Here is a 24,625-nt window from a genome sequence, read left to right on the forward strand (position 1 = left end):
TTCAAATTTTTCTTTAGACATGGAAAGTCCCCTAAAAAAAACACGGTTATCGATGGCGTATAACTACCACATTAACCAAAGATAATTACAGGATTTGAATAAAAAAGGAAAGAAAAATAGAGGTGGTGCTGATAGGCGGATTTGAACCGCCGACCTCACCCTTACCAAGGGTGCGCTCTACCAACTGAGCTATATCAGCGTGGAGCGGGCAGCGGGAATCGAACCCGCATCATCAGCTTGGAAGGCTGAGGTAATAGCCATTATACGATGCCCGCACCTATATTCATCTGTCCCATCATAAAATGGTGGAGGGAGAAGGATTCGAACCTTCGAAGGCTGAGCCAACAGATTTACAGTCTGCCCCCTTTGGCCGCTCGGGAATCCCTCCACAACGCTAATGCTAATACTTACTTGAGAAGATGGTGCCGACTACCGGAATCGAACTGGTGACCTACTGATTACAAGTCAGTTGCTCTACCTGCTGAGCTAAGTCGGCATCGTTAAGCAAGTGAGGCGTATTATAGGGATCTTTTTTCTTCTGGCAAGACTTTTTTTGAAAAAAAATAGGATTTTTTATCGGTAGCCTAAATCTCAAGCAAAAATTGTCTGTTTTTTACAGTTTCCGTCTAAAATCCCAACAGTATGCGATAACACGATATCAAAATAAGTACTGTATATATGCTTTCAATTACTCCTTTTACTGCTTAATTTCTTTATTTTTATCTACTTTCATCTATTAACCACTCTTTTTATTAATATTTACCTTGCTCTGCTAATAAATAGATAAATTTTGCCTTTTGTTCTCGCTTTCTATAACATACCGCCATCATCTCTCTATTAACTTCATAAGAAGGACATTGTGATTAATCAGCCTGTAAATAACTTTTCTCCTTTTTTAACTTTTGCACGAGAACAATGGGCAGCATTAAGAAAATCTGTGCCTCTCTCATTAACAGAACAAGATTTAAAACCCTTGCTTAGTTTTAATGATGAACTGTCTTTAGATGAAGTAAGTTCTATTTATCTGCCTCTGGTGCGTTTGCTAAATTACTATATAGAAGAAAATTTACAGCGTCATACCGTTATTCAACGTTTTCTTGGTATCGATAATCCCAAAGTCCCTTACATTATTAGTATTGCAGGAAGTGTTGCGGTAGGGAAAAGTACCACTGCTCGAATTCTACAGGCTTTATTAACGCAAGCGGATCGCCGTGTTGATTTAATTACAACGGATGGATTTTTGTATCCTTTAGAAAAGTTAAAACAACTGGATTTATTAGGAAAGAAGGGCTTCCCTGTTTCGTATGATACCCATGCTTTAATCCAATTTGTTTCTGATATTAAATCAGGAAAAAAGGCTGTTAAAGCACCTGTGTATTCACATCTCACTTATGACATCATTCCAGGACAATATACTGAAATCAATCAACCTGACATCTTAATTATTGAAGGGTTAAACGTTCTTCAACGTGGTCATAAAGCACATAATTTATTCGTTTCAGACTTTGTCGATTTTTCTATTTTTGTTGATGCTGAAGAAACATTGCTAAAAAGTTGGTATATCAAACGTTTTTTAAAATTTCGTAAGGGTGCGTTTGCTGATCCAAACTCTTATTTCCATCATTATGCAAAATTATCAGAAAAAGAAGCGATAGAGATTGCTTCTCACATTTGGGATACCATCAATGGCGTAAACCTTCATGAAAATATCTTACCAACCAAAGAACGTGCCAGTTTAATTTTGGTAAAAGGCGAAGACCACGCCATTAATACAGTGAAATTAAGAAAATAACTATCCACGAATTACATTAATTTGTAGCTGTTGTTGCTGTTTGATCACGGCAAATAATAGATCTATATTTGGGTGTTTTCCCGGATATTGACGCGCATCGTCACAATGTTCGGCAAACCAAATTAATCCCTGTTCTGCGCTTTCACTATCCAGTTTTCCAGCAAACTTTTGTGCAAGTGCATGATAAACTCGTAGCGAGCCTAACTTTCCTGCTATTGCAGGAATAGAATGTATAATTTCTCCCTTCTGATTCAAAATATCAATTTGACGAATCTCATCAATAGGCGGTAAGGTCATCAAAATCTGTTGGAAATTCATATAAAATTTCTCCTATAAAATCATTATGTAAAAATATTAGGTATTAATTATGTCCGCTATTTTATCGGCTGAAAATGTTATTTTTCAGCAAAAAATCTATTATCCAAAAATTGAAATTCCTGAAGGACAAGCAACTTTTCTACAAGGGCCAAGTGGTTGTGGTAAGAGCACTTTACTCCATCTATTTAATGGCACCTTACCGATCACAGAAGGAAAAATTTTATACCAAAATCGTGATATCCAACAATTAGATAAGATTATATTACGCCGCGAAGTATTACTTGCTTCACAACAATCTTATCTATTTCCAGGATCCATTTTAGATAATTTTCAACAGTATCATCACTATCGTGAAAGTACACTGCCAGAACATAAACAGCTACAACAATATCTTGATATTTGCCATATTCCTTTTCCGCTAAATCAAAATGTTGCGCATCTTTCTGGCGGTGAAAAACAACGTGTATTTCTAGCGATTGCATTGAGCTTTAAAGCAAAAGTCTTAATGTTAGATGAACCTACATCAGCATTAGATCCCACCGTAGCTACTCAAGTGATACAACAAATTAAACAATTTTGTCTGCCTAATACAACACTGATTATTATTAGCCACGATCATTCGCTCACTCAACGTTATGCTGACAAAATTATTGAATTAAACCATCGAGGTCATTATGAATAATATTGCCGAAATTCATCTTTTTAATTTTAGTCTGGTTTATCTTCTGCTTTTGATCGTCCTTTTCATTATGAAAAAGTGTCAGATCAATCAATCTAAATTACTGTTTGTAGCAAGTTTAAGAATGACGTTACAACTTATTCTTGCTGGATTTATTTTGACTTATATTTTTCAGAATCCCCATCCTATTTTTACGGTGCTTTATTTATTGGCAATGATCATTTTTGCTGTACACCGTGTCTTATCAAAGAACCCTAATATTAATACTCGCTTCAAATACGCTATTATTGGTTCAATTTCATTTTCTGGACTTGCTGTATTAGCTTTCTTTATTCTTGTTGTCGTCAATGAAAACCTTTTCCATCCACAATATGTGATTCCACTAAGCGGAATGATTATGGGAAATGCAATGACAGGCGTGAATCTTGGGGTAAAAACTTTTCGAGAAAGTCTCGCAAGCGAACGTCAACGGATTGAAACCTTATTGAATTTTGGTACTACACCACAACATATTTTAACGCCTTTTGTAAACCAAGCCTTAGAGAGTGCTCTTTTACCTACACTTAACTCAATGGTTGGTATGGGAATCGTTGCTCTCCCTGGATTAATGACCGGGCAAATTCTTTCGGGAACTTTACCTAGTACTGCTATTTTGTATCAAATTGCAATTATGATTGCGATTTGTACTGCCGTTTGCTTGTCTGTTTTTGGTTCGCTCTATTTTGGTTATCGCTCCTTATATAATAAGGATCAACAAATGACTTGGTAAGAAAGAGAGATTGCCTGCAAAGGCAATCTCTCGATTCTATGATTGAGTTAAATTTATAAATCCTGTAAACTATCATCCCGTCTTGATACTTGCGTATCTCTTAATCTTAAATTTCCACTCACTTTTTATTAAATAGGCATAAACAATGGCAACCAATTATATTTTTGTCACAGGCGGTGTCGTTTCTTCTTTAGGTAAAGGCATTGCAGCGGCATCTCTTGCAGCTATTTTAGAAGCTCGTGGGCTAAACGTTACGATGATGAAACTGGATCCTTATATTAACGTTGACCCAGGTACTATGAGCCCAACACAACATGGTGAGGTATTTGTTACTCAAGACGGCGCCGAAACAGATCTTGACTTAGGCCATTATGAACGCTTTATTCGTACTAAAATGACAAAACGTAATAACTTTACGACTGGGAAAATCTATTCTGAAGTTTTACGTAAAGAACGTCGTGGCGACTATCTTGGTGCAACAATTCAAGTGATTCCCCATATTACTAATGAAATTAAAGCTAAAGTTATCGAAGGCGCAGCAGGTCATGATGTTGTGATTGTGGAAGTTGGCGGAACTGTTGGTGATATTGAATCGTTACCATTCTTAGAAGCATTGCGTCAACTCGCTGTGCAAGTTGGGCGTGAAAGAACGCTATTCATGCACTTAACGCTGGTACCTTATATTGCTACCGCAGGTGAAGTAAAAACTAAACCAACTCAGCACTCTGTTAAAGAGTTATTATCAATCGGTATTCAACCTGATGTATTAATTTGTCGTTCTGATCGTATTATTCCACCAAATGAACGAGCAAAAATTGCTCTTTTCTGTAACGTACCAGAAAAAGCGGTTATTTCATTAAAAGATGTAAACTCAATTTATCAAATCCCAGCTTTATTAAAATCTCAAGGGCTGGACGACTTTATTTGCCAACGTTTCCATTTAGACTGTCCAGAAGCAGATCTTTCTGAATGGGAAAATGTACTCTATCAAGAAGCTAACCCAATTGGTGAAGTTACGATTGGTATGGTTGGTAAATATACTGAATTGCCAGATGCTTATAAATCGGTTAATGAAGCTTTAAAACATGGTGGCTTAAGAAATCGCTTAAGTGTCAATATCAAATATATTGATTCTCAAGATATTGAATCAAAAGGCACTGAATTATTAAAAGGTCTTGATGCTATTCTTGTTCCTGGTGGTTTCGGTTATCGTGGGATTGAAGGAAAGATATTAACTGCACAATATGCACGCGAGAATAATATTCCTTATTTAGGTATTTGTTTAGGTATGCAAATTGCTCTTATCGAATATGCTCGTCATGTCGCTGGTATGAAAGAGGCGAGTTCATCAGAGTTTGATAAGAACTGTCCACAACCTGTAATTGGCTTAATTACTGAATGGCAAGATGCTGATGGTAATGTTGAAGTGCGCAGTGATAAATCTGATCTTGGCGGTACAATGCGTCTTGGTGCGCAACAATGCCATCTTGTGGAAGGTAGCCTAGCTCGCCAATTATATGGTAAAGAAACCATTGAAGAACGTCATCGTCACCGTTATGAAGTAAACAATAAGTTACTTCCACAAATCGAAAAAGCGGGCTTAAAAGTTACTGGTTGGTCAGCTGATAAGAAACTAGTTGAGATTATTGAAGTGCCAAATCATCCTTGGTTTGTCGCTTGCCAATTCCATCCAGAATTTACTTCAACACCTCGTGATGGACATCCATTATTTGAAGGATTTATTAAAGCAGCTTACGCTTATCAAAAACAACAAAAAAATTAAGTTGTTTAACTAAACCAAACTTTTTTAAATGATCTGCACTTTAATTATTACTACGTTAAAGTGCAGATTTTTTATTGTTTGGCATTTGGCTACGCGAATGTAGCTGTTTTAGCACACAGCTACGCGAACGTAGCTGCTCCCTACTTCACTAAAGCTTGCAAATCAAGTCTATACAATACTTCATTCGCTAACTTATCCAAAATAGGGATCAAACATAAGTATAACCTACTTTTCTTGTTACACTTATTTTGTTTAATTCAAGTATTACAATACCTGAAAAAAAATCGCTAACCTATTGCTTTTTTTATGAGAACAAGAGGTTAGCGATTCGACAAATTAATAACGAGTATATCTATGCAGTTTCCGCATCAGAAAAACGCTCGATACGAGCACCTAATCCACGTAACTTTTCCTCAATATGTTCATAACCACGATCAATGTGATAAATCCGGTCAACAATAGTTTCACCTTGTGCAATACACCCTGCAATAACTAAACTAGCAGAAGCGCGGAGATCTGTTGCCATTACTTCAGCACCACTAAGATGATCCACGCCATGACAAATTGCAGTATTACCTTCAATTTCGGCTTTTGCTCCCATCCGAATTAATTCTGGAATATGCATAAAACGATTTTCAAAGATGGTTTCGGTAATAATCCCTGTCCCACAGGCAACCATATTCAATAAGGTAAATTGTGCTTGCATATCTGTTGGGAAACCTGGATGGGGTGCAGTACGAATATTGACTGCTTTAGGACGCTGACCAAACATATCTAAGGTAATACTATTCTCTGTTACATCAATTTGTGCACCTGCTTCTCGTAGTTTTTCAATCACTACTTCAAGTGTATTAGCTCGTATACCAAGACATTCAACTCGTCCACCTGATACAGCTGCTGCCACAAGAAACGTTCCTGTTTCAATACGATCAGGGATCACGGTATGTTCGCAGCCCCCTAAACGTTCAACACCTTCTACTGTAATAGTATCTGTACCAGCCCCTTGAATTTTTGCTCCCATCTTATTCAAAAACTCTGCAGTATCCACAATTTCTGGCTCTCTTGCAGCATTTTCAATAACACTTATCCCTTTCGCTAACACCGCTGCAGTCATAATAGAAATAGTTGCACCTACACTGACTTTATCAATAACAATGCGGGTTCCTTGTAAACGGGAAGAAACGAATGATTTCACATACCCATCTTCCAAAGTAATTTTTGCACCTAATTTTTCTAACCCAGAAATATGTAAATCAACTGGTCTTGCTCCAATCGAACAACCACCCGGTAAAGATACTTGACCTTGGTTAAAACGTGCTGTCAGTGGTGCTAATGCCCAAATTGATGCACGCATTGTTTTAACTAATTCATAAGGTGTAACAAAGCTAGTCACATTGTTTGCATCAATACAAACTGTCTGTTCACCACACCAATCTGCTTTAATTCCCAATTTACGTAAAATTTTTAATGTGGTTTCAATATCACGTAGGCGAGGAACATTGTGTAATGTCACTGGTTCTTCAGCAAGAATTGAAGCAAATAGAATTGGTAATGCCGCATTTTTCGCACCAGAAATATTAACTGTACCTTTTAAGCAAGCTCGCCCATGAACACGAAACTTTTCCATAATAATTCCTATAAAATGTCTAATTTAATCCACTAATAATGGAAGGATAATAAGTAAAACTTTCTGAAAGATTTGATTAATATAACTCCCTCACTACGGGCAAACATAATGAGGGAGCCTTAAGCATATGCATAATTATATACATTTCTTGAGAGGAAATCGCCGAAAAACCTTAATTAGTTTTTAACTTATTCCAATATTTTTCATAAATATCAATAGCATCACCAACATCCTCTTGCAAAATACCCTTTTGAAGCTCTTCTTTGCTTGGAAATAATGTTGGATCATTAACATCTTCTGCTGAAAGGAGTGTTTTTACACCTTCATTTGGCATAGAAAATCCCATAGTTTCTATCACTTCTTTGGCACTTTCAGGTCTTAACATAAAATCAATGAACTTATATGCAGCACTTTTATGCTTTGCATTTTTAGGAATGGCATAATTATCCATCCAAATAATGACGCCTTCTTTTGGATAAACAAATTTAATATTTTCATTCTCTTTATGCGCACGGAATGCGGAACCATTCCAAATCATCCCCAATGAAACTTCGCCTTGTAAATAAGGAACATCTGGTGAATCAGAATTAAATGCGAGTACATTTGGAATAAGTTTTTGTAATAGATGATAAGCAGATTCAATCTCTTTTTCATTTTTTGTATTAGGAGAGAATCCTTTTAGTAATAAAGCAATATGAAATACTTCTCGTGAATCAGCAGTTAATAATACTTTACCTTTATATTCAGGATTCCATAAATCAGACCAGCTTGTTATTTTACTTGGCTCAATTTCTGCTGTGTTCAGACCAATTCCTGTCAAACCATAGACATATGGCAAAGAGTATTGATTATTAGGATCAAAATGCTTATTTAATAAATCCGGTGTAATTTGAGAAAAATTTTTTAACTTACTCTTATCTAATTTCTCTAACATTCCTTCCTTTGCCATCTTACCGATGTAATAACTAGATGGGAAAACTAAATCATATTCTCCCCCATTAGTTAATTTCATCTTCGAATACATTTCTTCATTACTTTCAAAAGTTGAATATACAATTTCAATTCCAGTTTCTTTAGTGAATTGATTAAGTAATGATGTAGGAATATATTCTGTCCAGTTATAAATGTAGAGTTTTTCTGCAAGAAGAGATGAACTAAATAAGATAGGAAAAGAAAGTAGAATTGTTTTAGATAGCTGAGAAAAAGATAAAAATTTCAATTTATAAGTCCTCCAAAGCTTGCTTTTTATACAGCAAAATAGCGATTAGTTAAAAAACTTACTGATTATAGCAACTTATTGGTGACTTTAAAAATAAAAAACATTCGTAAAGTCTAGAAACTTTATGCTAATTTGTTATTAAGAATAGAAAGTAATAGCTAAATCAAGAGATAAAAAAACTGCATCCATTGGATGCAGTTTTTTATAGAAAATGAATTTTGAATTATTCTGCCGCTACAGCTGCTTCTTCAGTAACTTGACGATCAACTAATTCAATGTATGCCATTGGTGCATTATCACCGGCACGGAAACCACATTTTAAGATACGAGTATAACCACCCGCACGTTCAGCAAAACGTGGACCTAATTCATTAAATAATTTAGCAACAACTGCGTTGTCGCGAACACGAGCAAAAGCTAGACGGCGATTTGCAACGCTATCTACTTTAGCTAAAGTAATTAACGGCTCAACTACACGACGTAATTCTTTTGCTTTAGGCAATGTAGTCTTGATGATTTCATGACTAACTAAAGAACTTGCCATATTACGAAACATCGCTTGGCGATGACTGCTATTACGGTTTAGTTGACGACCACTCTTACGATGGCGCATGACCTTATCCTTCTCAGAAAAATCTTTAACCTATGACCAAACTAGTCTTCGGCAATACCTGCCGGTGGCCAATTCTCAAGGCGCATACCAAGTGATAAGCCACGAGAAGCGAGCACATCCTTAATTTCAGTAAGAGATTTCTTACCAAGATTAGGTGTTTTAAGTAACTCAACTTCTGTACGTTGAACTAGATCACCGATATAGTGAATTGTTTCTGCTTTCAAACAGTTAGCAGAACGAACTGTCAACTCTAAGTCATCCACTGGACGAAGTAAAATCGGATCAAACTCTGGTTTTTCTTCTTTGACTTCAGGTTGACGAACATCACGCAAATCAACGAATGCATCAAGCTGTTCTGCTAAAATTGTTGCTGCTCGACGAATCGCTTCTTCTGGATCCAATGTGCCATTAGTTTCCATTTCAATAACTAACTTATCTAAGTCAGTACGTTGTTCAACACGTGCTGCTTCAACATTATAAGCAATACGGTCAACTGGACTATAACACGCATCCACTAATAAACGACCAATTGGGCGTTCTTCATCATGTACACGTGCTGATGCAGGAACATATCCTCTACCACGTTGTACACGAATGCGCATATTAATAGAGGCATTTTCATCTGTCAAATGACAAATGACATGATCCGGATTTACGATTTCAACATCACCATCATGAGTGATGTCCGCGGCAACAACAGGGCCAATTCCAGATTTTGTTAGTGTCAGAAATACGTCATCTTTATTCTGCACTTTAACCGCTAGACCTTTTAAGTTTAAAAGCACTTCAAGAATATCTTCTTGAACCCCTTCTTTACTGCTGTACTCATGCAATACACCATCAATTTCAACTTCCGTCACTGCACAACCAGGCATAGATGACAAAAGAATTCGACGTAATGCATTACCCAATGTATGGCCAAAGCCACGTTCTAACGGCTCTAAGGTCACTTTAGCATAGGTAGAGCTAATTTGCTCAATATCTACTAAGTGTGGCTTTAAAAATTCTGTAACAGAACCCTGCATTTTATCCTCTCTTTGCTGTTAAGCTTTATTATTTAGAGTAAAGCTCAACGATCAGATGTTCGTTAATGTCTGCTGATAAATCAGAACGTTCTGGAATACGTTTGAAAACACCTTCCATTTTAGCAGCATCGACTTCTAACCAAGTTGGTTTTTCTCTTTGTTCTGCTAATTCTAATGATGCTTTAATACGAGCTTGTTTTTTAGATTTTTCACGCACTGCGATAACATCATCAACAGAAACTTGGTAAGAAGGAATGTTTACTACACGTCCATTAACAACGATAGCCTTGTGGCTAACTAATTGACGAGCTTCTGCACGTGTTGCTGCAAATCCCATACGATATACAACATTGTCTAAACGACCTTCCAATAACACTAATAGGTTTTCACCGGTGTTACCTTTCAAGCGGTTAGCTTCTTTGTAATAGTTACGGAATTGACGTTCTAAAATGCCGTACATACGACGAACTTTTTGTTTCTCACGTAATTGACTACCATAGTCAGATAAACGTGGCTTACGTGCACCGTGTTGACCTGGTGCAGTATCAATTTTACATTTTGACTCAATCGCACGAACACCTGACTTCAAAAATAAGTCTGTGCCCTCACGACGGCTTAGTTTGAGCTTAGGCCCCAAATATCTTGCCATTTTCTTTCTCCAACTATCCTAACACGTCTTACACACGACGTTTTTTCGGTGGACGACAACCGTTATGAGGAATCGGAGTCACATCAGTAATATTAGTGATGCGGAATCCTGCAGCATTTAATGCACGGATTGTTGACTCACGACCAGGACCAGGTCCTTTAACCATAACTTCCAAGTTCTTTAAGCCGAATTCTTTAACCATTTCGGCACAACGTTCTGCAGCAACTTGTGCAGCAAACGGAGTAGATTTACGAGAACCACGGAAACCTGAACCACCTGCAGTAGCCCATGCTAGAGCATTACCTTGGCGATCAGTGATCGTAACAATAGTATTGTTGAAAGAAGCATGAATATGAGCCACGCCATCTACAACTTGTTTTTTTACACGCTTACGCGCACGAACTGGTGTTTTAGCCATTATCATTTACCCCGATTATTTCTTGATCGGTTTGCGTGGGCCCTTACGGGTACGCGCGTTAGTTTTAGTACGTTGACCACGTACCGGTAAGCTACGACGATGACGTAATCCACGGTAGCATCCTAAGTCTAAAAGACGTTTGATGTTTAGTGTTACTTCACGGCGTAAATCACCTTCAACAGTAAATTTACCAACTTCGTCACGCAGTTTATCAATCTGCTCTTCAGACAATTCGCTGATCTTAACGCTTCCTGCAATACCCACTGCATCACAAATATGTTGAGCACGGGTTTTACCGATACCATAGATTGCTGTTAAAGCAATTACAGCGTGTTTATGATCAGGAATGTTAATGCCTGCAATACGGGCCACTATGCACTCCTATTTTTTGATTACTAAAATCTGGTATGTTGATCTGAAAAGCCCGTTTCAGGATACTCAAACAACATACCAATACACTATATAAAAGAGTCGAGCAGTATACCTACTCAATCAATTCTTTTCAAGAAAAATATATCAATTAACCTTGACGTTGTTTATGTTTAGGATCGCTGCAAAGCACACGAACTACGCCTTCACGTTTAACAATCTTACAGTTACGACATAATTTCTTTACGGACGCACGAACTTTCATTGCTTATCCTTTTTAATTTGGAAGATAATATTATCTATTATCTTGTCCCTTTAAGGTTTGCTTTTTTCAACACTGATTCATACTGACTTGACATCAAGTGACTTTGAACCTGAGCGATGAAATCCATAATTACCACTACAACAATCAGTAAAGAAGTACCGCCAAAATAGAATTGAACATTCCATGCTGATGTCATAATGTACGGAACTAAACATACAAAGGTAACATAAAGACCACCAATTAATGCTAAACGAGTCATTATCTTATCAATGTAACGTGATGTTTGTTCCCCCGGTCTAATTCCTGGCAAAAATGCACCAGATTTTTTCAAATTATCCGCTGTATCTCTAGGATTATATTGCATCGCAGAATAGAAAAAGCTGAAGAATATAATCGCTACTGCATATAAAATCAAGTATAAAGGTTGTCCTGGATGTAACAACATAGATAAATCATTTAACCAATCTAAACCTTGTCCTTGACCAAACCATTGTGTAATTGTTGCTGGGAACAAAATAATACTTGACGCAAAGATTGCTGGGATAACCCCTGCCATATTAACCTTAAGAGGTAAATGTGAACTTTGCGCAGCTAACATATGACGTCCTTGTTGACGTTTTGCATAGTTAACGACTAATCTTCTTTGTCCACGTTCTACAAATACAACAAAATAAGTTACTGCAAATACAACAACAGCAATTAATAAGAGAACTAGCAGATGCATCTGACCTTGACGAGCTTGTTCAATTGTATGCGCAATTGCTGCAGGTAATCCTGCAACAATCCCTGCAAAAATAATTAAAGAAATACCATTACCAACACCTCTTTCAGTAATTTGTTCCCCTAACCACATTAAGAACATTGTTCCTGTTACCAAACTGATAACTGCAGTAAAGTAGAAACCAAATCCTAAATTAGGTACCAATCCAGGTAACATATTTGGTAACCCTGTTGAGATACCAATTGCCTGAATGGTTGCAAGTGCCAACGTAGAATAGCGAGTATATTTGCTAATCTTACGTCTTCCTGCTTCACCTTCTTTCTTTAACTCTGCTAATGCAGGATAAACAGACGTCAATAGCTGAATAATGATCGATGCCGAAATATATGGCATGATCCCTAAAGCAAATACTGACGCACGGCTCAAGGCACCACCAGAGAACATGTTGAACATATCCACGATAGTACCTTTTTGTTGTTCAATAACTTGAGCCAATACGGCAGAATCAATGCCAGGAACCGGGATGAAAGATCCAATGCGGAATACAATCAGTGCACCTAAAACAAATAATAAACGGCGCTTTAATTCACTTGTACCGCTATGAGTACTTCTATTTTGATATCCCGGTTGTTTAGCCATCTGTTAATTATTCCTCAATTGAACCGCCAGCAGCTTCAATTACTGCTTTAGCACCTTTAGTCACTCGTAAACCACGAACAACGACGCCAGACTTAACTTCACCTGAAAGAATAATCTTAGCGAATTGGATTTCTGAAGAAATCACTTTAGCTTCTTTAAGAGATTCTAATGTAATTTCATTACCAGAAACTTTTGCTAAATCACTTAAACGTACTTCAGCTGTTACAGCTGCTTTCATTGAAGTAAAACCAAACTTAGGCAAACGACGGTATAAAGGCATTTGACCACCTTCAAAACCACGTCTTACACCACCGCCGGTACGTGCTTTTTGACCTTTATGACCACGACCACCAGTTTTACCTAAACCAGAACCAATACCACGTCCAAGACGTTTAGCGCTGTGTTTAGAACCTTCAGCCGGAGATAGAGTATTTAAACGCATTTATTACTCCTCCACTTTAACCATGTATGATACTTGATTGATCATACCTCTAACTGCTGCAGTATCAACTAACTCAACAGTGTGGTTAAGATGACGAAGACCTAAACCACGTAAAGTAGCTTTATGTTTTGGTAAACGACCAATTGAACTACGAGTTTGAGTTACTTTAATAGTTTTTGCCATGATCAATTACCCCAAAATTTCATCAACTGTTTTACCACGTTTAGCTGCGACCATTTCTGGTGATTTCATATTAGCTAACGCATCAATCGTAGCACGAACTACGTTGATTGGGTTTGTTGAACCGTAAGCTTTTGATAGTACGTTACGAATACCAGCCACCTCTAATACTGCACGCATTGCACCACCAGCGATGATACCTGTACCTTCGCTTGCAGGTTGCATAAATACGCGAGAACCTGTGTGACTACCTTTGATAGGATGTTGTAATGTACCTTCATTCAAAGCTACGTTTACCATATTGCGACGAGCTTTTTCCATCGCTTTTTGGATCGCTGCCGGAACTTCGCGTGCTTTACCATAGCCAAAACCAACACGGCCATTACCATCACCTACTACTGTTAAAGCAGTAAAGCTCATAATACGACCACCTTTTACTGTTTTGGACACACGGTTTACTGCGATTAGCTTCTCTTGCAGTTCACCAGCTTGTTTTTCGATGCTTGCCATCTCAAATTACCTCTATTAGAACTGTAGACCAGCTTCACGAGCAGCGTCTGCTAACGACTGCACACGACCATGATATTTAAAACCTGAACGATCAAAGGCAACTTCTTTAATACCTTTTTCTAAAGCACGTTCAGCAACTAATTTACCAACTACCGCTGCAGCTTCTTTATTACCAGTATATTTCACTTGCTCACGGATCGCTTTCTCAAGAGTAGAAGCTGTAGCAAGCACTTCTGAACCGTTAGGTGCAATAACTTGAGCATAAATATGACGTGGAGTACGGTGTACTACCAAACGTGTTGCACCTTGCTCTTTAATCATACGGCGTGCACGGGTTGCACGACGAATACGAGCCAATTTTTTATCCATAGTGTTACCCTACTTATTTCTTCTTAGCCTCTTTAGTACGAACCACTTCATCAGCGTAACGTACTCCCTTACCTTTATAAGGTTCAGGACGACGGTAAGCACGAATATCTGCAGCGACTTGCCCGATTAATTGCTTATCAGCGCCTTTCAAAATAATTTCAGTTTGAGAAGGACATTCCGCTAAAATGCCTGCTGGTAAAGTGTGCTCAACTGGATGAGAATATCCTAAGCTTAATGCAAGCACATTACCTTTGATTTGTGCTCTGTAACCAACACCAACCAATTGTAATTTTTTAGTGAATCCTTCAGTAACACCAATAACCATTGCATTTACTAATGCTCTCGCTGTACCAGCTTGTGCATCTGCACCAGCCATTTCTAAACGAGGTGAAAAATGTAATGCATTGTTATCAATTGTAACTTCAACTGCTTTATGAATGTTGCGAGTTAACTCGCCATTTTTACCTTTTACTGTTAATAGCTGTCCGTCGAGTTTTACCTCTACACCGGCAGGAATATTAACAGGTGTTTTTGCGACACGAGACATTTCCTACCTCACTATTAAGCTACATAACAAATGATTTCACCGCCCAATCCTGCTTGACGTGCAGCACGGTCAGTCATAACACCTTTAGATGTAGAAACAACAGCAATACCTAAACCACCTAATACTTTAGGTAATTCGTCTTTACGTTTATAAATACGAAGACCAGGACGGCTTACACGTTGAATACTTTCTACAACTGGTTTTCCTTGGAAATATTTTAAAGTAATTTCCAATTCAGGTTTTACACCTTCAATAACTTTGAAGCTCTCAATATAACCTTCTTTAGCTAGAACGTCGGCAATTGCCACTTTTAGCTTGGATGAAGGCATGTTGATCGCGATCTTATTTGCAGCTTGACCGTTACGAATACGAGTCAACATATCTGCTATTGGATCTTGCATGCTCATGTTTCTTTACTCCCATGATTCCAAAATAAAGTGGTATATTACCAACTCGCTTTTCTAAGGCCTGGAATTTCTCCGCGCATTGCTGCTTCACGAACCTTAATACGGCTTAAACCAAATTTACGCAATACACCGTGTGGACGACCTGTCTGACGGCAACGATTACGTTGACGAATTGGGCTTGAATCGCGTGGTAAAGTTTGTAACTTTAACACTGCATTCCAACGCTCTTCATCAGAAGAATTAACATCAGAGATAATTCTCTTTAATTCTTGACGTTTTGCGTAATATTTTTCAGCTAATTCAACACGTTTTACATCACGTGCTTTCATTGATTGTTTTGCCATTAGAACCTGCCTTATTTACGGAATGGGAAGTTAAAGGCAGCAAGTAGTGCTTGACCTTCTTCATCTGTCTTCGCAGTAGTGGTAATAGTAATATCTAAACCACGTACACGATCCACTTTATCGTAATTGATTTCAGGGAAGATGATTTGTTCACGCACACCCATGCTGTAGTTACCACGACCATCAAAAGACTTCGCATTTAAACCACGGAAGTCACGGATACGTGGAACAGCAATAGAAATTAATCGTTCAAAGAATTCCCACATACGCTCGCCGCGTAGGGTTACTTTACAACCGATCGGATATCCCTGACGAATCTTAAAGCCAGCAACAGATTTGCGAGCTTTAGTGATTAAAGGTTTTTGACCGCTAATTGCTGCTAAATCTGCTACTGCATTATCTAGCAATTTTTTGTCGGTCAATGCTTCACCCACACCCATGTTTAGGGTTATCTTCTCGATTCGTGGGACTTGCATGACAGATTTGTAGCCGAATTTAGTTTTTAATTCGTTTACTACTTGATCTCTGTAGTAATCATGCAGTTTCGCCATCGCATTACTCCAGTTTATTTAATTGTTTCACCAGTAGATTTGAAGAAACGAACTTTTTTGCCATCTTCAAATCTGAAACCTACACGGTCAGCCTTGTTTGTAGAAGGATTGAAAATTGCTACGTTAGAAACATCAATTGGTGCTTCTTTACGCACGATACCACCTTGTTTTCCTAATGCAGGAACTGGTTTCTCATGTTTAGCAACTAAATTTAAACCTTCAACGATTACTTTACCGTTAGGTAATACCTTTGTTACTTTACCGCGTTTACCTTTACCTTTGGCAACGCTACCAGTGATCATAATCACTTCATCATTTTGACGGATTTTTGCAGCCATTTCTCACTTCTCCTTACAGTACTTCTGGAGCTAAAGAGATAATCTTCATAAACTTCTCAGAACGAAGTTCACGAGTTACCGGTCCGAAAATACGTGTACCGATTGGTTGCTCACTATTATTATTTAAAATAACGCAAGCATTACCATCGAAGCGAATAACTGACCCGTCTGGGCGACGAACACCCTTCTTGGTGCGCACTACAACTGCTTTAAGTACATCACCTTTTTTCACTTTACCGCGTGGAATTGCTTCTTTCACAGTAACTTTGATGATATCACCAACAGCAGCATAACGACGGTGCGATCCACCTAGAACCTTGATACACATTACGCTACGAGCGCCTGAGTTATCAGCAACGTCCAGCATAGTCTGTTCTTGGATCATGTTAATACTCCGCTAAAATTAAAAAACCCTTTCGGGACAAATTTACCTCTACCTCGCCTATAGGCGGATAGGGTGCGGATTCTAGCATAACGTATAGACAAAAAGCAACCTGATTTTATAGAAAATAGCAGTAAATAAAATTAGTCTATATATTGAGTGACTAAGAAAGAATTAAGCAATCAAAATATTTATTATTTTCTGTTGCTACAGACGACATCTTTATCGAAATCATCTACTTAATAAATAGAATAATTTGGATAAAAGAGAAAATAAAAAGCCCTTAGCATTGGCCAAGGGCTTTTAATCAATTTATTTATAAACAGCAATAGATTAGATTACTGCTTTTTCTACTACACGAACTAAAGTCCATGATTTTGTTTTAGAGATAGGACGACATTCACGAATCTCTACAATATCACCAACTTTTGCTTCGTTGTTTTCATCGTGTACATGTAATTTAGTTGTACGACGGATAAACTTACCATAGATTGGGTGTTTAACCATACGTTCGATAGCGATAACAAAAGATTTTTCCATTTTATCGCTGATCACTTTACCTTGTACTGTACGAATTTTATCAGTCATTACTCACCCGCCTTCTCAGTTAGAATAGTCTTAACAACTGCAATTTGACGACGCACTTGTTTTAACTGATGAGTTTGTTGAAGCTGACCGGTGGCTGCTTGCATACGCAACTTGAATTGCTCACCTAACAAGTTAACCAATTCAGCATTCAGCTCTTCAACACTTTTTGTACGTAGTTCTTGAGCTTTCATTACATCACCGTCTTAGTTACGAAAGTGGTCTTAATAGGCAATTTAGCCGCTGCTAATGCAAACGCTTCTCTTGCGATTTCTTCAGACACACCATCCATTTCATATAGAACTTTACCCGGTTGGATTAAGGCTACCCAGTACTCAACGTTACCTTTACCTTTACCCATACGGACTTCTAATGGTTTTTCAGTAATTGGTTTATCTGGGAATACACGAATCCAAATTTTACCTTGACGTTTAACCGCACGAGTCATCGCACGACGAGCCGCTTCGATTTGACGAGCTGTTAAACGACCACGACCAATTGCTTTCAAACCAAAGGTACCGAAACTTACATCAGTACCTGCCGCAATACCACGGTTACGACCTTTGTGGATTTTACGGAATTTAGTACGTTTTGGTTGCAACATTTAGCGAATCTCCTTACTTACGACCTTTACGCGGAGCTTTTTTCGGCTTATCCGCAGGTTGTTGTTGTTCTGATTGCATAACTGCAGCCATTCCACCAAGAATCTCACCTTTGAAGATCCATACTTTAACGCCAATGACGCCATAAGTAGTATTAGCTTCAGCAGTATTGTAATCGATATCCGCACGTAAAGTATGCAATGGTACACGACCTTCACGATACCATTCAGAACGTGCAATTTCTGCACCGCCTAAACGACCGCTAACTTCAACTTTGATACCTTTTGCACCTAAACGCATTGCATTTTGAACTGCACGTTTCATAGCACGGCGGAACATTACACGGCGTTCTAATTGAGAGGCAATGCTCTCTGCAACTAATTTTGCATCTAATTCAGGTTTTTTCACTTCCGCAATATTAATTTGCGCTGGAACACCTGCAATTGCTGCAACTGCGTTGCGTAATTTTTCAACATCCTCACCTTTCTTACCGATAACGATACCTGGGCGAGCAGTATGAATTGTTACACGAATACTTTTTGCTGGACGTTCAATAGTGATACGTGAAACAGAAGCATTCGCTAATTCTTTATTCAAGAATTGACGTACTTTAAAGTCGCCGTCTAAGTTATCGGCGAAATCTTGTGTATTCGCATACCAAGTAGATGACCAAGGTTTAACAATACCTAGGCGAATACCATGTGGATGAACTTTTTGACCCATTTGCTATTCTCCTACTGATTAACGATCTGACACAACCACAGTGATGTGGCTAGTACGTTTTAAAATACGATCTGCGCGACCTTTAGCACGTGGCATTACGCGTTTCATGCTAGGACCTTCATCAACGAAGATTTTCGCGACTTTAAGATCATCGATATCTGCACCGTCATTGTGCTCTGCATTAGCGATAGCTGATTCAAGCACTTTCTTCACTAACGCTGCTGCTTTTTTGTTAGTGTAAGTAAGAATTTCTAATGCTTGCGCTACTTTTTTACCGCGAATTAAATCAGCAACTAAGCGAGCTTTTTGTGCTGAGGTGCGAGCGAAACGATGTTTTGCAATAGTTTCCATCATCTACCCCTTACTTCTTAGCTTTCTTATCTGCGGCATGACCGCGGTAAGTACGAGTCGGTGCAAACTCACCTAATTTATGACCAATCATTTCATCAGTAACATAAACAGGAACGTGCTGACGACCATTATGGACTGCGATGGTCAATCCGATCATACTTGGAATGATCATTGAACGACGGGACCAAGTTTTGATTGGTTTTTTATCCCCGCTTTCCACCGCTTTCTCTACCTTCTTCAACAAGTGTAGGTCAAGGAAAGGACCCTTCTTGAGAGAACGTGGCATGGCTTATCCTCTTTATTCAATTAAAAATTATTTACCACGACGGCGTACGATATATTTATCAGTACGTTTGTTATGGCGAGTTTTCTTACCTTTAGTTTGAACGCCCCATGGAGTAACAGGGTGTTTACCAAAGTTACGACCTTCACCACCACCGTGTGGGTGATCTACTGGGTTCATTGCGGTACCACGAACAGTCGGACGAACACCTCTCCAACGGTTAGCACCAGCTTTACCTAATACGCGTAACATATGCTCAGAGTTACCTACTTCACCTACGGTTGCATGGCACTCAGCTAATACTTTACGCATTTCACCAGAACGAAGACGTAAAGTCACATAATTACCTTCACGAGCAATGATTTGTACATATGCGCCCGCAGAACGTGCAATTTGACCGCCTTTACCTGGTTTTAATTCCACATTGTGTACAGTTGTACCCACTGGAATACTACGCATTGGTAATGAATTACCAACTTTAATTGGTGCATTTACACCAGATTGGATTTGATCTCCAACTGACAATCCTTTTGGTGCCAAAATATAACGACGTTCACCGTCTTTATATAATACTAATGCAATATTAGCAGAACGATTTGGATCATATTCTAAACGCTCTACAACCGCTGGGATATCTAACTTGTTACGTTTGAAATCTACTAAACGGTAATGTTGTTTATGACCACCACCGATATGGCGAGTAGTAATACGACCTAAATTGTTACGACCACCAGTTTTAGCATTTTTTTCTAAAAGTGGCGCATAAGGTTTACCCTTATATAATTCAGGATTGACAACTTTTACAACGTGACGACGACCAGCGGAGGTCGGCTTACATTTAACGATAGCCATTGATTATCTCCTCTGATTACTCTGCACTTTCTGCAAGGTCTAAACTTTGACCTTCAGCAAGTGTTACATAAGCTTTTTTCCAGTCACTGCGACGTCCCATTCTTGCACCGTGACGTTTAGTTTTACCTTTAACAACCACAGTACGAACAGAATCCACTTTCACTTCAAATAATTCAGATACTGCTTTAGCAATTTCTGCTTTGTTTGCATCTAATGCAACTTTGAAAACGATAGTGTTTGACTTCTCAGTATTATTTGTTGCTTTCTCAGAGATATGTGGTGCTTTAAGCACTTTTAGCAAACGTTCTTGACTCATGCTAACATCTCCTCAACTTGCTTCACTGCGTCCACAGTCATAACTACTTTCTCAAAAGCAATTAAACTGACTGGATCGATACCTTGAACATCACGTACATCTACTTTATATAAATTACGTGCAGCTAAATATAAATTTTCATCTACATTTGCTGTGATGATAAGTACATCATCAAGTGCCATTTGTTTTAATTTTTGAACTAAAACTTTAGTCTTAGGTGCTTCAACTTCGAACTTCTCAACAACAACGAGACGATCTTGACGAACTAATTCAGAAAGAATGCTCTTGATTGCACCACGATACATTTTTTTGTTCACTTTTTGGCTGTGATCTTGTGGCTTAGCCGCAAAAGTCACACCACCAGAACGCCAAATTGGGCTTTTGATGTCACCTGAACGAGCACGACCTGTACCCTTTTGACGCCATGGTTTTTTACCTGAACCAGACACTTCAGCACGAGTTTTTTGTGCACGAGAACCTTGGCGAGCACCTGCTGCATAAGCAACAACAACTTGGTGAACCAACGCTTCGTTAAACTCACGTCCGAAGGTAGTTTCAGAAACAGTTAATGCACTTTGTGCATCTTTAGTTACTAATTCCATTCCTATCTCCTAGACTTATGCTTTCACTGCTGGTTTAACGATTAAATCACCACCAGTTGCACCAGGAACAGCGCCTTTAACTAATAGTAATTTACGTTCAGCATCAACACGAACCACTTCTAAAGATTGAACAGTTACACGTTCATTCCCTAAGTGACCAGACATTTTTTTGCCTTTGAATACACGACCTGGTGTTTGGTTTTGACCAATAGAACCAGGAACACGGTGAGACAAAGAGTTACCATGTGTAGCATCTTGAGTACGGAAGTTCCAACGTTTTACAGTACCTGCAAAGCCTTTACCTTTTGAAGTACCTGTAACATCAACTTTCTTCACGTCTGCGAAGATATCAACATTAATTTCTTGACCTAAAGTGAATTCTTCACCTTCAGCCACACGGAATTCCCATAAACCGCGACCAGCTTCAACACCTGCTTTAACAAAATGACCTGCTTCAGGTTTAGTTACACGACTTGCTTTCTTTGAGCCAGTAGTAACTTGAACTGCACAGTAGCCATCTGTTTCAAGGGTTTTCACTTGAGTAACGCGGTTGGCTTCGATTTCGATTACTGTAACTGGAATAGACACACCATCTTCATTGAAGATACGAGTCATACCAACTTTACGACCGATTAAACCAATCATTGTAATAACCTCTTAAATTAACCTAGGCTGATCTGCACATCAACACCGGCAGCCAGATCTAAACGCATTAAAGCGTCAACAGTTTTTTCAGTAGGCTCAACGATATCAACCAAACGTTTGTGAGTACGGATTTCATATTGGTCACGCGCATCTTTGTTTACGTGTGGAGAAATCAATACTGTGAAACGTTCTTTACGGGTTGGTAGTGGAATTGGACCACGAACTTGAGCACCTGTACGTTTTGCCGTTTCTACGATTTCCGCTGTAGATTGATCAATTAAACGATGATCAAATGCTTTTAAGCGGATACGGATTCTTTGGTTCTGCATGAGACCAGAGCTCCATTCAAAAAATGATTAATAAAAAAATTCACACCTCAAATTCCAATTTATCTTGGAAAGAAGTGCGACTAACCTATTTTAGCTCCCAAATCGGGAACATTTTCTTATGACAACGATAATAAAGCCTGTGTTGCCATCATTTGATAAATGATTACATCAAATGGCTTAAAAAAGCCTGTGTATTTTATATAACCTTAACAAAATAGCAAGTACTTTTTTGATCTTTTCAGACAAAGAAGCTTTGTATTTTACCAGTTATACCAACTCAAACAGTAAGAACTCTGTTTTTTCTATCATTTCCAAAGATAATTGCGTTTCTTCAGTAATAGCAACCCCATCACTTGCTTGCACTTCTACCTCATTCAACATGATTTTTCCTTTTACCATTTGCAACCAATAATGGCGATTTGCCTTAATATCCAATAGCTCTTGTTTGGTATTATTGAATTGATAACGCCATAATTTCATCTCTTGGAATACTTTAAATGAATTTCCCTCCGCTTGTGGCGATAGAATCAATGTTGCACCTTCTTGTGCTGGAAATGCTTTCTGCTCATAGCGTGGTGTAATATTTATTTGATTAGGTTCAATCCAAATTTGATATAGATGTAAACCCTCAGTTTGGCTTGGATTAAATTCAGAATGGGTAATACCTGTCCCTGCCGACATAATTTGGAACTCTCCCGCTTTCAGTTCCTCTACATTTCCCATACTATCCTTATGCGCTACGGTTCCTTCTAATACATAAGTAAGAATTTCCATATTTTGGTGCGGATGTGTACCAAATCCTTTACCTTGCATAATTTTGTCTTCATTGATAACTCTTAAATGAGAAAATCCCATAAAGCGAGGATCATAATACCCAGCGAATGAAAAAGTGTGATAAGTATCTAACCATCCATGATTAGCGTGTCCACGTTGATTTGCTTTTCTAACATATAACATATTAAGTGATTCCCTAATTATTCATAAGTAATGACACATTCTAGCAATCAACAAATAGGAAATTAAGGTGACATTTAGCAACAATTCATTTCCAAATTGGAAACAAACCTAAATTAGATAAGGAAACATCAAACAAAAAAATCTCCATACAGCGAATTGCTTTATGGAGATTAATAATTGATTAATTAATATAAAACACGGGCTTTGATAGTCCCATCAATTTGTTTAAGTTTTTGTTGTAAACTTTCTGTATTATCTGACTCTACATCAACCACAACATAGCCAATCGCTTCATCAGTTTGTAGATATTGTGCTGCAATATTTACACCATTATCCACGAAGATTTGGTTAATCTTATTCAAGATACCTGGACGATTATGATGGATATGTAATAAACGTTTTGCTTTCGCTAAACTATGGCTTGGTAAGGATACTTCAGGGAAGTTTACTGCGGTTACAGTCGAACCATTATCAGAATATTTCACAAATTTGCTTGCTACTTCTGTACCAATATTTTCTTGTGCTTCTGCCGTTGAGCCACCAATATGTGGTGTCAAAATCACATTTTCAAAACGGCGTAAAGGAGATTCAAATACTTCATTAATTGACGCTGGTTCTTTCGGAAATACGTCTATTGCTGCACCACGCAATTTTCCTTCATCTAATGCTTTCGCAAGCGCATCAATATCGACTACTGTTCCACGTGCAGCATTAATTAAAATAGCCCCTTGTTTTAATTGGGAAATCCGTTCTGCACTCATTAAATTCTTAGTTGAATTATTTTCTGGAACATGGAGAGAAACCACATCACTCATTGTTAATAATTCTTCTAATGTTCTTACTTGTTGTGCATTACCTAGTGGTAATTTATTTTCAATATCATAGAAATAGACTTTCATCCCTAATGATTCTGCAATCACACTTAATTGTGAGCCAATATGTCCATAACCTACGATACCTAAAATCTTACCTCTTGCTTCATTAGAACCCTCAGCAGACTTATTCCACACACCACGATGTACTTCAAAGTTTGCTTTCGGTACATTACGCATCAATAGCAGGATTTCTCCTAGCACAAGCTCTGCCACAGAACGCGTATTAGAAAATGGTGCATTAAATACCGGAATACCACGTTGTTTTGCTGCTTCAAGATCAACTTGATTCGTACCAATACAGAAACAACCAATTGCAATCAATTTATGTGCATGCTGTAAAACTTTCTCCGTAAGATGCGTACGTGAACGAATACCGATAAAATGTGCATCTTTAATTGCTTCAATTAATTCTTCTTCATCCAATGCTTTTTTGTGATATTCAATATTTGAATATCCTGCATTATGTAGCACTTCTAAGGCACTATTATGTACACCTTCCAACAATAAAAATTTAATCTTTGCTTTATCTAAAGATACTTTCGCTGTCAT

37 protein-coding genes and 4 tRNA genes are annotated in these 24,625 nt (G+C 38.1%); 4 read left to right on the forward strand and 37 right to left on the reverse strand.

Translation table 11 applies throughout. The annotated features are described in order from the left end of the window. Positions 1–123: 123 nt before the first annotated feature. The 4 genes from QV06_RS05500 to QV06_RS05515 all read right to left on the reverse strand — a co-directional run bounded on the left by QV06_RS05500 (position 124) and on the right by QV06_RS05515 (position 496). A tRNA-Thr gene (locus tag QV06_RS05500) sits at positions 124–199 on the reverse strand. 1 nt (position 200) lies between these two features. Next, positions 201–275, reverse strand: a tRNA-Gly gene (locus QV06_RS05505). A 28-nt stretch (positions 276–303) separates the two neighbouring features. After that, positions 304–388, reverse strand: a tRNA-Tyr gene (locus QV06_RS05510). Positions 389–420: 32 nt separating this feature from the next. Further along, a tRNA-Thr gene (locus QV06_RS05515) sits at positions 421–496 on the reverse strand. Between the two features lie 363 nt (positions 497–859). Between QV06_RS05515 and coaA the strand changes: the two genes are divergently transcribed. Beyond that, complete coding sequence (gene coaA / locus QV06_RS05520; protein WP_065235152.1) at positions 860–1,792, forward strand: type I pantothenate kinase; 933 nt, start codon at positions 860–862, stop codon at positions 1,790–1,792. Here coaA and QV06_RS05525 read toward each other — a convergent pair whose 3' ends face one another. Next, the gene (locus tag QV06_RS05525; protein ID WP_065237295.1) at positions 1,793–2,110 is read right to left on the reverse strand and encodes a DUF2322 family protein; all 318 of its coding nucleotides are present in this window, start codon (positions 2,108–2,110) and stop codon (positions 1,793–1,795) included. A 49-nt stretch (positions 2,111–2,159) separates the two neighbouring features. Here QV06_RS05525 and QV06_RS05530 point away from each other — a divergent pair, with 49 nt between their 5' ends. The 3 genes from QV06_RS05530 to pyrG all read left to right on the forward strand — a co-directional run bounded on the left by QV06_RS05530 (position 2,160) and on the right by pyrG (position 5,341). Continuing rightward, positions 2,160–2,792, forward strand: coding sequence for an ABC transporter ATP-binding protein (locus QV06_RS05530; RefSeq protein WP_065237296.1), 633 nt, complete (start codon positions 2,160–2,162; stop codon positions 2,790–2,792). Next, the gene (locus QV06_RS05535) at positions 2,785–3,558 is read left to right on the forward strand and encodes an ABC transporter permease (RefSeq protein WP_065237297.1); all 774 of its coding nucleotides are present in this window, start codon (positions 2,785–2,787) and stop codon (positions 3,556–3,558) included. The genes QV06_RS05530 and QV06_RS05535 overlap by 8 nt, the downstream gene beginning before the upstream one ends. Positions 3,559–3,703: 145 nt before the next feature. Continuing rightward, positions 3,704–5,341 (forward strand): glutamine hydrolyzing CTP synthase, encoded by a 1,638-nt coding sequence (gene pyrG / locus QV06_RS05540; protein WP_065237298.1) that lies wholly within the window; start codon positions 3,704–3,706, stop codon positions 5,339–5,341. A gap of 352 nt (positions 5,342–5,693) precedes the next feature. Here pyrG and murA read toward each other — a convergent pair whose 3' ends face one another. The 32 genes from murA to serA all read right to left on the reverse strand — a co-directional run bounded on the left by murA (position 5,694) and on the right by serA (position 24,625). Further along, entirely contained in the window at positions 5,694–6,968 is a 1,275-nt protein-coding gene (murA, locus tag QV06_RS05545) for a UDP-N-acetylglucosamine 1-carboxyvinyltransferase (protein WP_065237299.1), read from the reverse strand. A 172-nt stretch (positions 6,969–7,140) separates the two neighbouring features. Continuing rightward, positions 7,141–8,151: an extracellular solute-binding protein gene (locus QV06_RS05550; protein WP_432416508.1), complete on the reverse strand. Its 1,011-nt coding sequence runs from the start codon at positions 8,149–8,151 to the stop codon at positions 7,141–7,143. A 259-nt stretch (positions 8,152–8,410) separates the two neighbouring features. Next, entirely contained in the window at positions 8,411–8,800 is a 390-nt protein-coding gene (gene rplQ, locus QV06_RS05555) for a 50S ribosomal protein L17 (RefSeq protein ID WP_065234045.1), read from the reverse strand. Positions 8,801–8,841: 41 nt separating this feature from the next. Continuing rightward, complete coding sequence (locus QV06_RS05560; RefSeq protein WP_065237301.1) at positions 8,842–9,825, reverse strand: DNA-directed RNA polymerase subunit alpha; 984 nt, start codon at positions 9,823–9,825, stop codon at positions 8,842–8,844. A gap of 28 nt (positions 9,826–9,853) precedes the next feature. Then, the gene (gene rpsD, locus QV06_RS05565) at positions 9,854–10,474 is read right to left on the reverse strand and encodes a 30S ribosomal protein S4 (protein WP_065234043.1); all 621 of its coding nucleotides are present in this window, start codon (positions 10,472–10,474) and stop codon (positions 9,854–9,856) included. Between the two features lie 28 nt (positions 10,475–10,502). Then, complete coding sequence (gene rpsK, locus QV06_RS05570) at positions 10,503–10,892, reverse strand: 30S ribosomal protein S11 (RefSeq protein ID WP_012072238.1); 390 nt, start codon at positions 10,890–10,892, stop codon at positions 10,503–10,505. Between the two features lie 15 nt (positions 10,893–10,907). Then, positions 10,908–11,264 carry a 30S ribosomal protein S13 gene (gene rpsM, locus QV06_RS05575; protein ID WP_013745942.1) on the reverse strand — a complete coding sequence of 119 codons (357 nt, stop codon included), beginning with the start codon at positions 11,262–11,264 and terminating at the stop codon, positions 10,908–10,910. Positions 11,265–11,412: 148 nt separating this feature from the next. After that, entirely contained in the window at positions 11,413–11,526 is a 114-nt protein-coding gene (gene rpmJ / locus QV06_RS05580; RefSeq protein ID WP_005548767.1) for a 50S ribosomal protein L36, read from the reverse strand. 37 nt (positions 11,527–11,563) lie between these two features. Then, positions 11,564–12,886 (reverse strand): preprotein translocase subunit SecY, encoded by a 1,323-nt coding sequence (gene secY / locus QV06_RS05585; protein ID WP_065234042.1) that lies wholly within the window; start codon positions 12,884–12,886, stop codon positions 11,564–11,566. 7 nt (positions 12,887–12,893) lie between these two features. After that, on the reverse strand, positions 12,894–13,328 hold the full coding sequence (rplO, locus tag QV06_RS05590; protein ID WP_065237302.1) for a 50S ribosomal protein L15: 435 nt from the start codon (positions 13,326–13,328) through the stop codon (positions 12,894–12,896). Positions 13,329–13,331: 3 nt separating this feature from the next. Further along, positions 13,332–13,511: a 50S ribosomal protein L30 gene (rpmD, locus tag QV06_RS05595; RefSeq protein ID WP_013745945.1), complete on the reverse strand. Its 180-nt coding sequence runs from the start codon at positions 13,509–13,511 to the stop codon at positions 13,332–13,334. A 6-nt stretch (positions 13,512–13,517) separates the two neighbouring features. Beyond that, positions 13,518–14,018 (reverse strand): 30S ribosomal protein S5, encoded by a 501-nt coding sequence (gene rpsE / locus QV06_RS05600; protein ID WP_065234040.1) that lies wholly within the window; start codon positions 14,016–14,018, stop codon positions 13,518–13,520. Between the two features lie 15 nt (positions 14,019–14,033). After that, positions 14,034–14,387 carry a 50S ribosomal protein L18 gene (gene rplR, locus QV06_RS05605; protein WP_013745947.1) on the reverse strand — a complete coding sequence of 118 codons (354 nt, stop codon included), beginning with the start codon at positions 14,385–14,387 and terminating at the stop codon, positions 14,034–14,036. A gap of 13 nt (positions 14,388–14,400) precedes the next feature. Next, entirely contained in the window at positions 14,401–14,934 is a 534-nt protein-coding gene (rplF, locus tag QV06_RS05610) for a 50S ribosomal protein L6 (protein ID WP_065237303.1), read from the reverse strand. Between the two features lie 14 nt (positions 14,935–14,948). Further along, positions 14,949–15,341: a 30S ribosomal protein S8 gene (gene rpsH / locus QV06_RS05615; protein WP_065231796.1), complete on the reverse strand. Its 393-nt coding sequence runs from the start codon at positions 15,339–15,341 to the stop codon at positions 14,949–14,951. A gap of 38 nt (positions 15,342–15,379) precedes the next feature. Continuing rightward, complete coding sequence (rpsN, locus tag QV06_RS05620) at positions 15,380–15,685, reverse strand: 30S ribosomal protein S14 (RefSeq protein WP_065231797.1); 306 nt, start codon at positions 15,683–15,685, stop codon at positions 15,380–15,382. Between the two features lie 11 nt (positions 15,686–15,696). Then, a complete protein-coding gene (gene rplE / locus QV06_RS05625) occupies positions 15,697–16,236 on the reverse strand; it encodes a 50S ribosomal protein L5 (protein WP_065231798.1) in 540 nt (179 codons plus the stop codon). Positions 16,237–16,250: 14 nt separating this feature from the next. Further along, positions 16,251–16,574 (reverse strand): 50S ribosomal protein L24, encoded by a 324-nt coding sequence (gene rplX, locus QV06_RS05630; RefSeq protein WP_065231799.1) that lies wholly within the window; start codon positions 16,572–16,574, stop codon positions 16,251–16,253. 13 nt (positions 16,575–16,587) lie between these two features. Continuing rightward, complete coding sequence (gene rplN / locus QV06_RS05635; protein WP_013745953.1) at positions 16,588–16,959, reverse strand: 50S ribosomal protein L14; 372 nt, start codon at positions 16,957–16,959, stop codon at positions 16,588–16,590. Between the two features lie 330 nt (positions 16,960–17,289). Continuing rightward, positions 17,290–17,544: a 30S ribosomal protein S17 gene (rpsQ, locus tag QV06_RS05640; RefSeq protein ID WP_065231800.1), complete on the reverse strand. Its 255-nt coding sequence runs from the start codon at positions 17,542–17,544 to the stop codon at positions 17,290–17,292. Further along, on the reverse strand, positions 17,544–17,735 hold the full coding sequence (gene rpmC / locus QV06_RS05645; protein WP_013745955.1) for a 50S ribosomal protein L29: 192 nt from the start codon (positions 17,733–17,735) through the stop codon (positions 17,544–17,546). Before rpmC ends, rpsQ begins: the two co-directional genes overlap by 1 nt. Further along, a complete protein-coding gene (gene rplP, locus QV06_RS05650; protein ID WP_013745956.1) occupies positions 17,735–18,145 on the reverse strand; it encodes a 50S ribosomal protein L16 in 411 nt (136 codons plus the stop codon). Before rplP ends, rpmC begins: the two co-directional genes overlap by 1 nt. A gap of 13 nt (positions 18,146–18,158) precedes the next feature. Beyond that, positions 18,159–18,866 (reverse strand): 30S ribosomal protein S3, encoded by a 708-nt coding sequence (gene rpsC, locus QV06_RS05655; protein WP_065231801.1) that lies wholly within the window; start codon positions 18,864–18,866, stop codon positions 18,159–18,161. A gap of 18 nt (positions 18,867–18,884) precedes the next feature. Beyond that, entirely contained in the window at positions 18,885–19,217 is a 333-nt protein-coding gene (rplV, locus tag QV06_RS05660) for a 50S ribosomal protein L22 (RefSeq protein WP_013745958.1), read from the reverse strand. Positions 19,218–19,227: 10 nt separating this feature from the next. Beyond that, entirely contained in the window at positions 19,228–19,503 is a 276-nt protein-coding gene (gene rpsS / locus QV06_RS05665; RefSeq protein WP_013745959.1) for a 30S ribosomal protein S19, read from the reverse strand. Between the two features lie 27 nt (positions 19,504–19,530). Further along, positions 19,531–20,352, reverse strand: a complete 822-nt coding sequence (gene rplB / locus QV06_RS05670; RefSeq protein ID WP_065234039.1) for a 50S ribosomal protein L2 — start codon at positions 20,350–20,352, stop codon at positions 19,531–19,533. 16 nt (positions 20,353–20,368) lie between these two features. Next, on the reverse strand, positions 20,369–20,668 hold the full coding sequence (gene rplW / locus QV06_RS05675; protein ID WP_065234038.1) for a 50S ribosomal protein L23: 300 nt from the start codon (positions 20,666–20,668) through the stop codon (positions 20,369–20,371). Further along, positions 20,665–21,270, reverse strand: a complete 606-nt coding sequence (rplD, locus tag QV06_RS05680) for a 50S ribosomal protein L4 (protein WP_065234037.1) — start codon at positions 21,268–21,270, stop codon at positions 20,665–20,667. The genes rplW and rplD overlap by 4 nt, the downstream gene beginning before the upstream one ends. 15 nt (positions 21,271–21,285) lie before the next feature. Continuing rightward, complete coding sequence (gene rplC / locus QV06_RS05685; RefSeq protein WP_065231803.1) at positions 21,286–21,915, reverse strand: 50S ribosomal protein L3; 630 nt, start codon at positions 21,913–21,915, stop codon at positions 21,286–21,288. 17 nt (positions 21,916–21,932) lie between these two features. Beyond that, positions 21,933–22,244: a 30S ribosomal protein S10 gene (rpsJ, locus tag QV06_RS05690; RefSeq protein WP_001181005.1), complete on the reverse strand. Its 312-nt coding sequence runs from the start codon at positions 22,242–22,244 to the stop codon at positions 21,933–21,935. A 267-nt stretch (positions 22,245–22,511) separates the two neighbouring features. Continuing rightward, complete coding sequence (locus QV06_RS05695; protein WP_065237304.1) at positions 22,512–23,201, reverse strand: pirin family protein; 690 nt, start codon at positions 23,199–23,201, stop codon at positions 22,512–22,514. A gap of 185 nt (positions 23,202–23,386) precedes the next feature. Further along, positions 23,387–24,625 carry a phosphoglycerate dehydrogenase gene (gene serA / locus QV06_RS05700; protein ID WP_065237305.1) on the reverse strand — a complete coding sequence of 413 codons (1,239 nt, stop codon included), beginning with the start codon at positions 24,623–24,625 and terminating at the stop codon, positions 23,387–23,389.

The organism is Gallibacterium genomosp. 3, assembly GCF_001678475.1.
Classification (GTDB): Bacteria; Pseudomonadota; Gammaproteobacteria; order Enterobacterales; family Pasteurellaceae; genus Gallibacterium; species Gallibacterium faecale.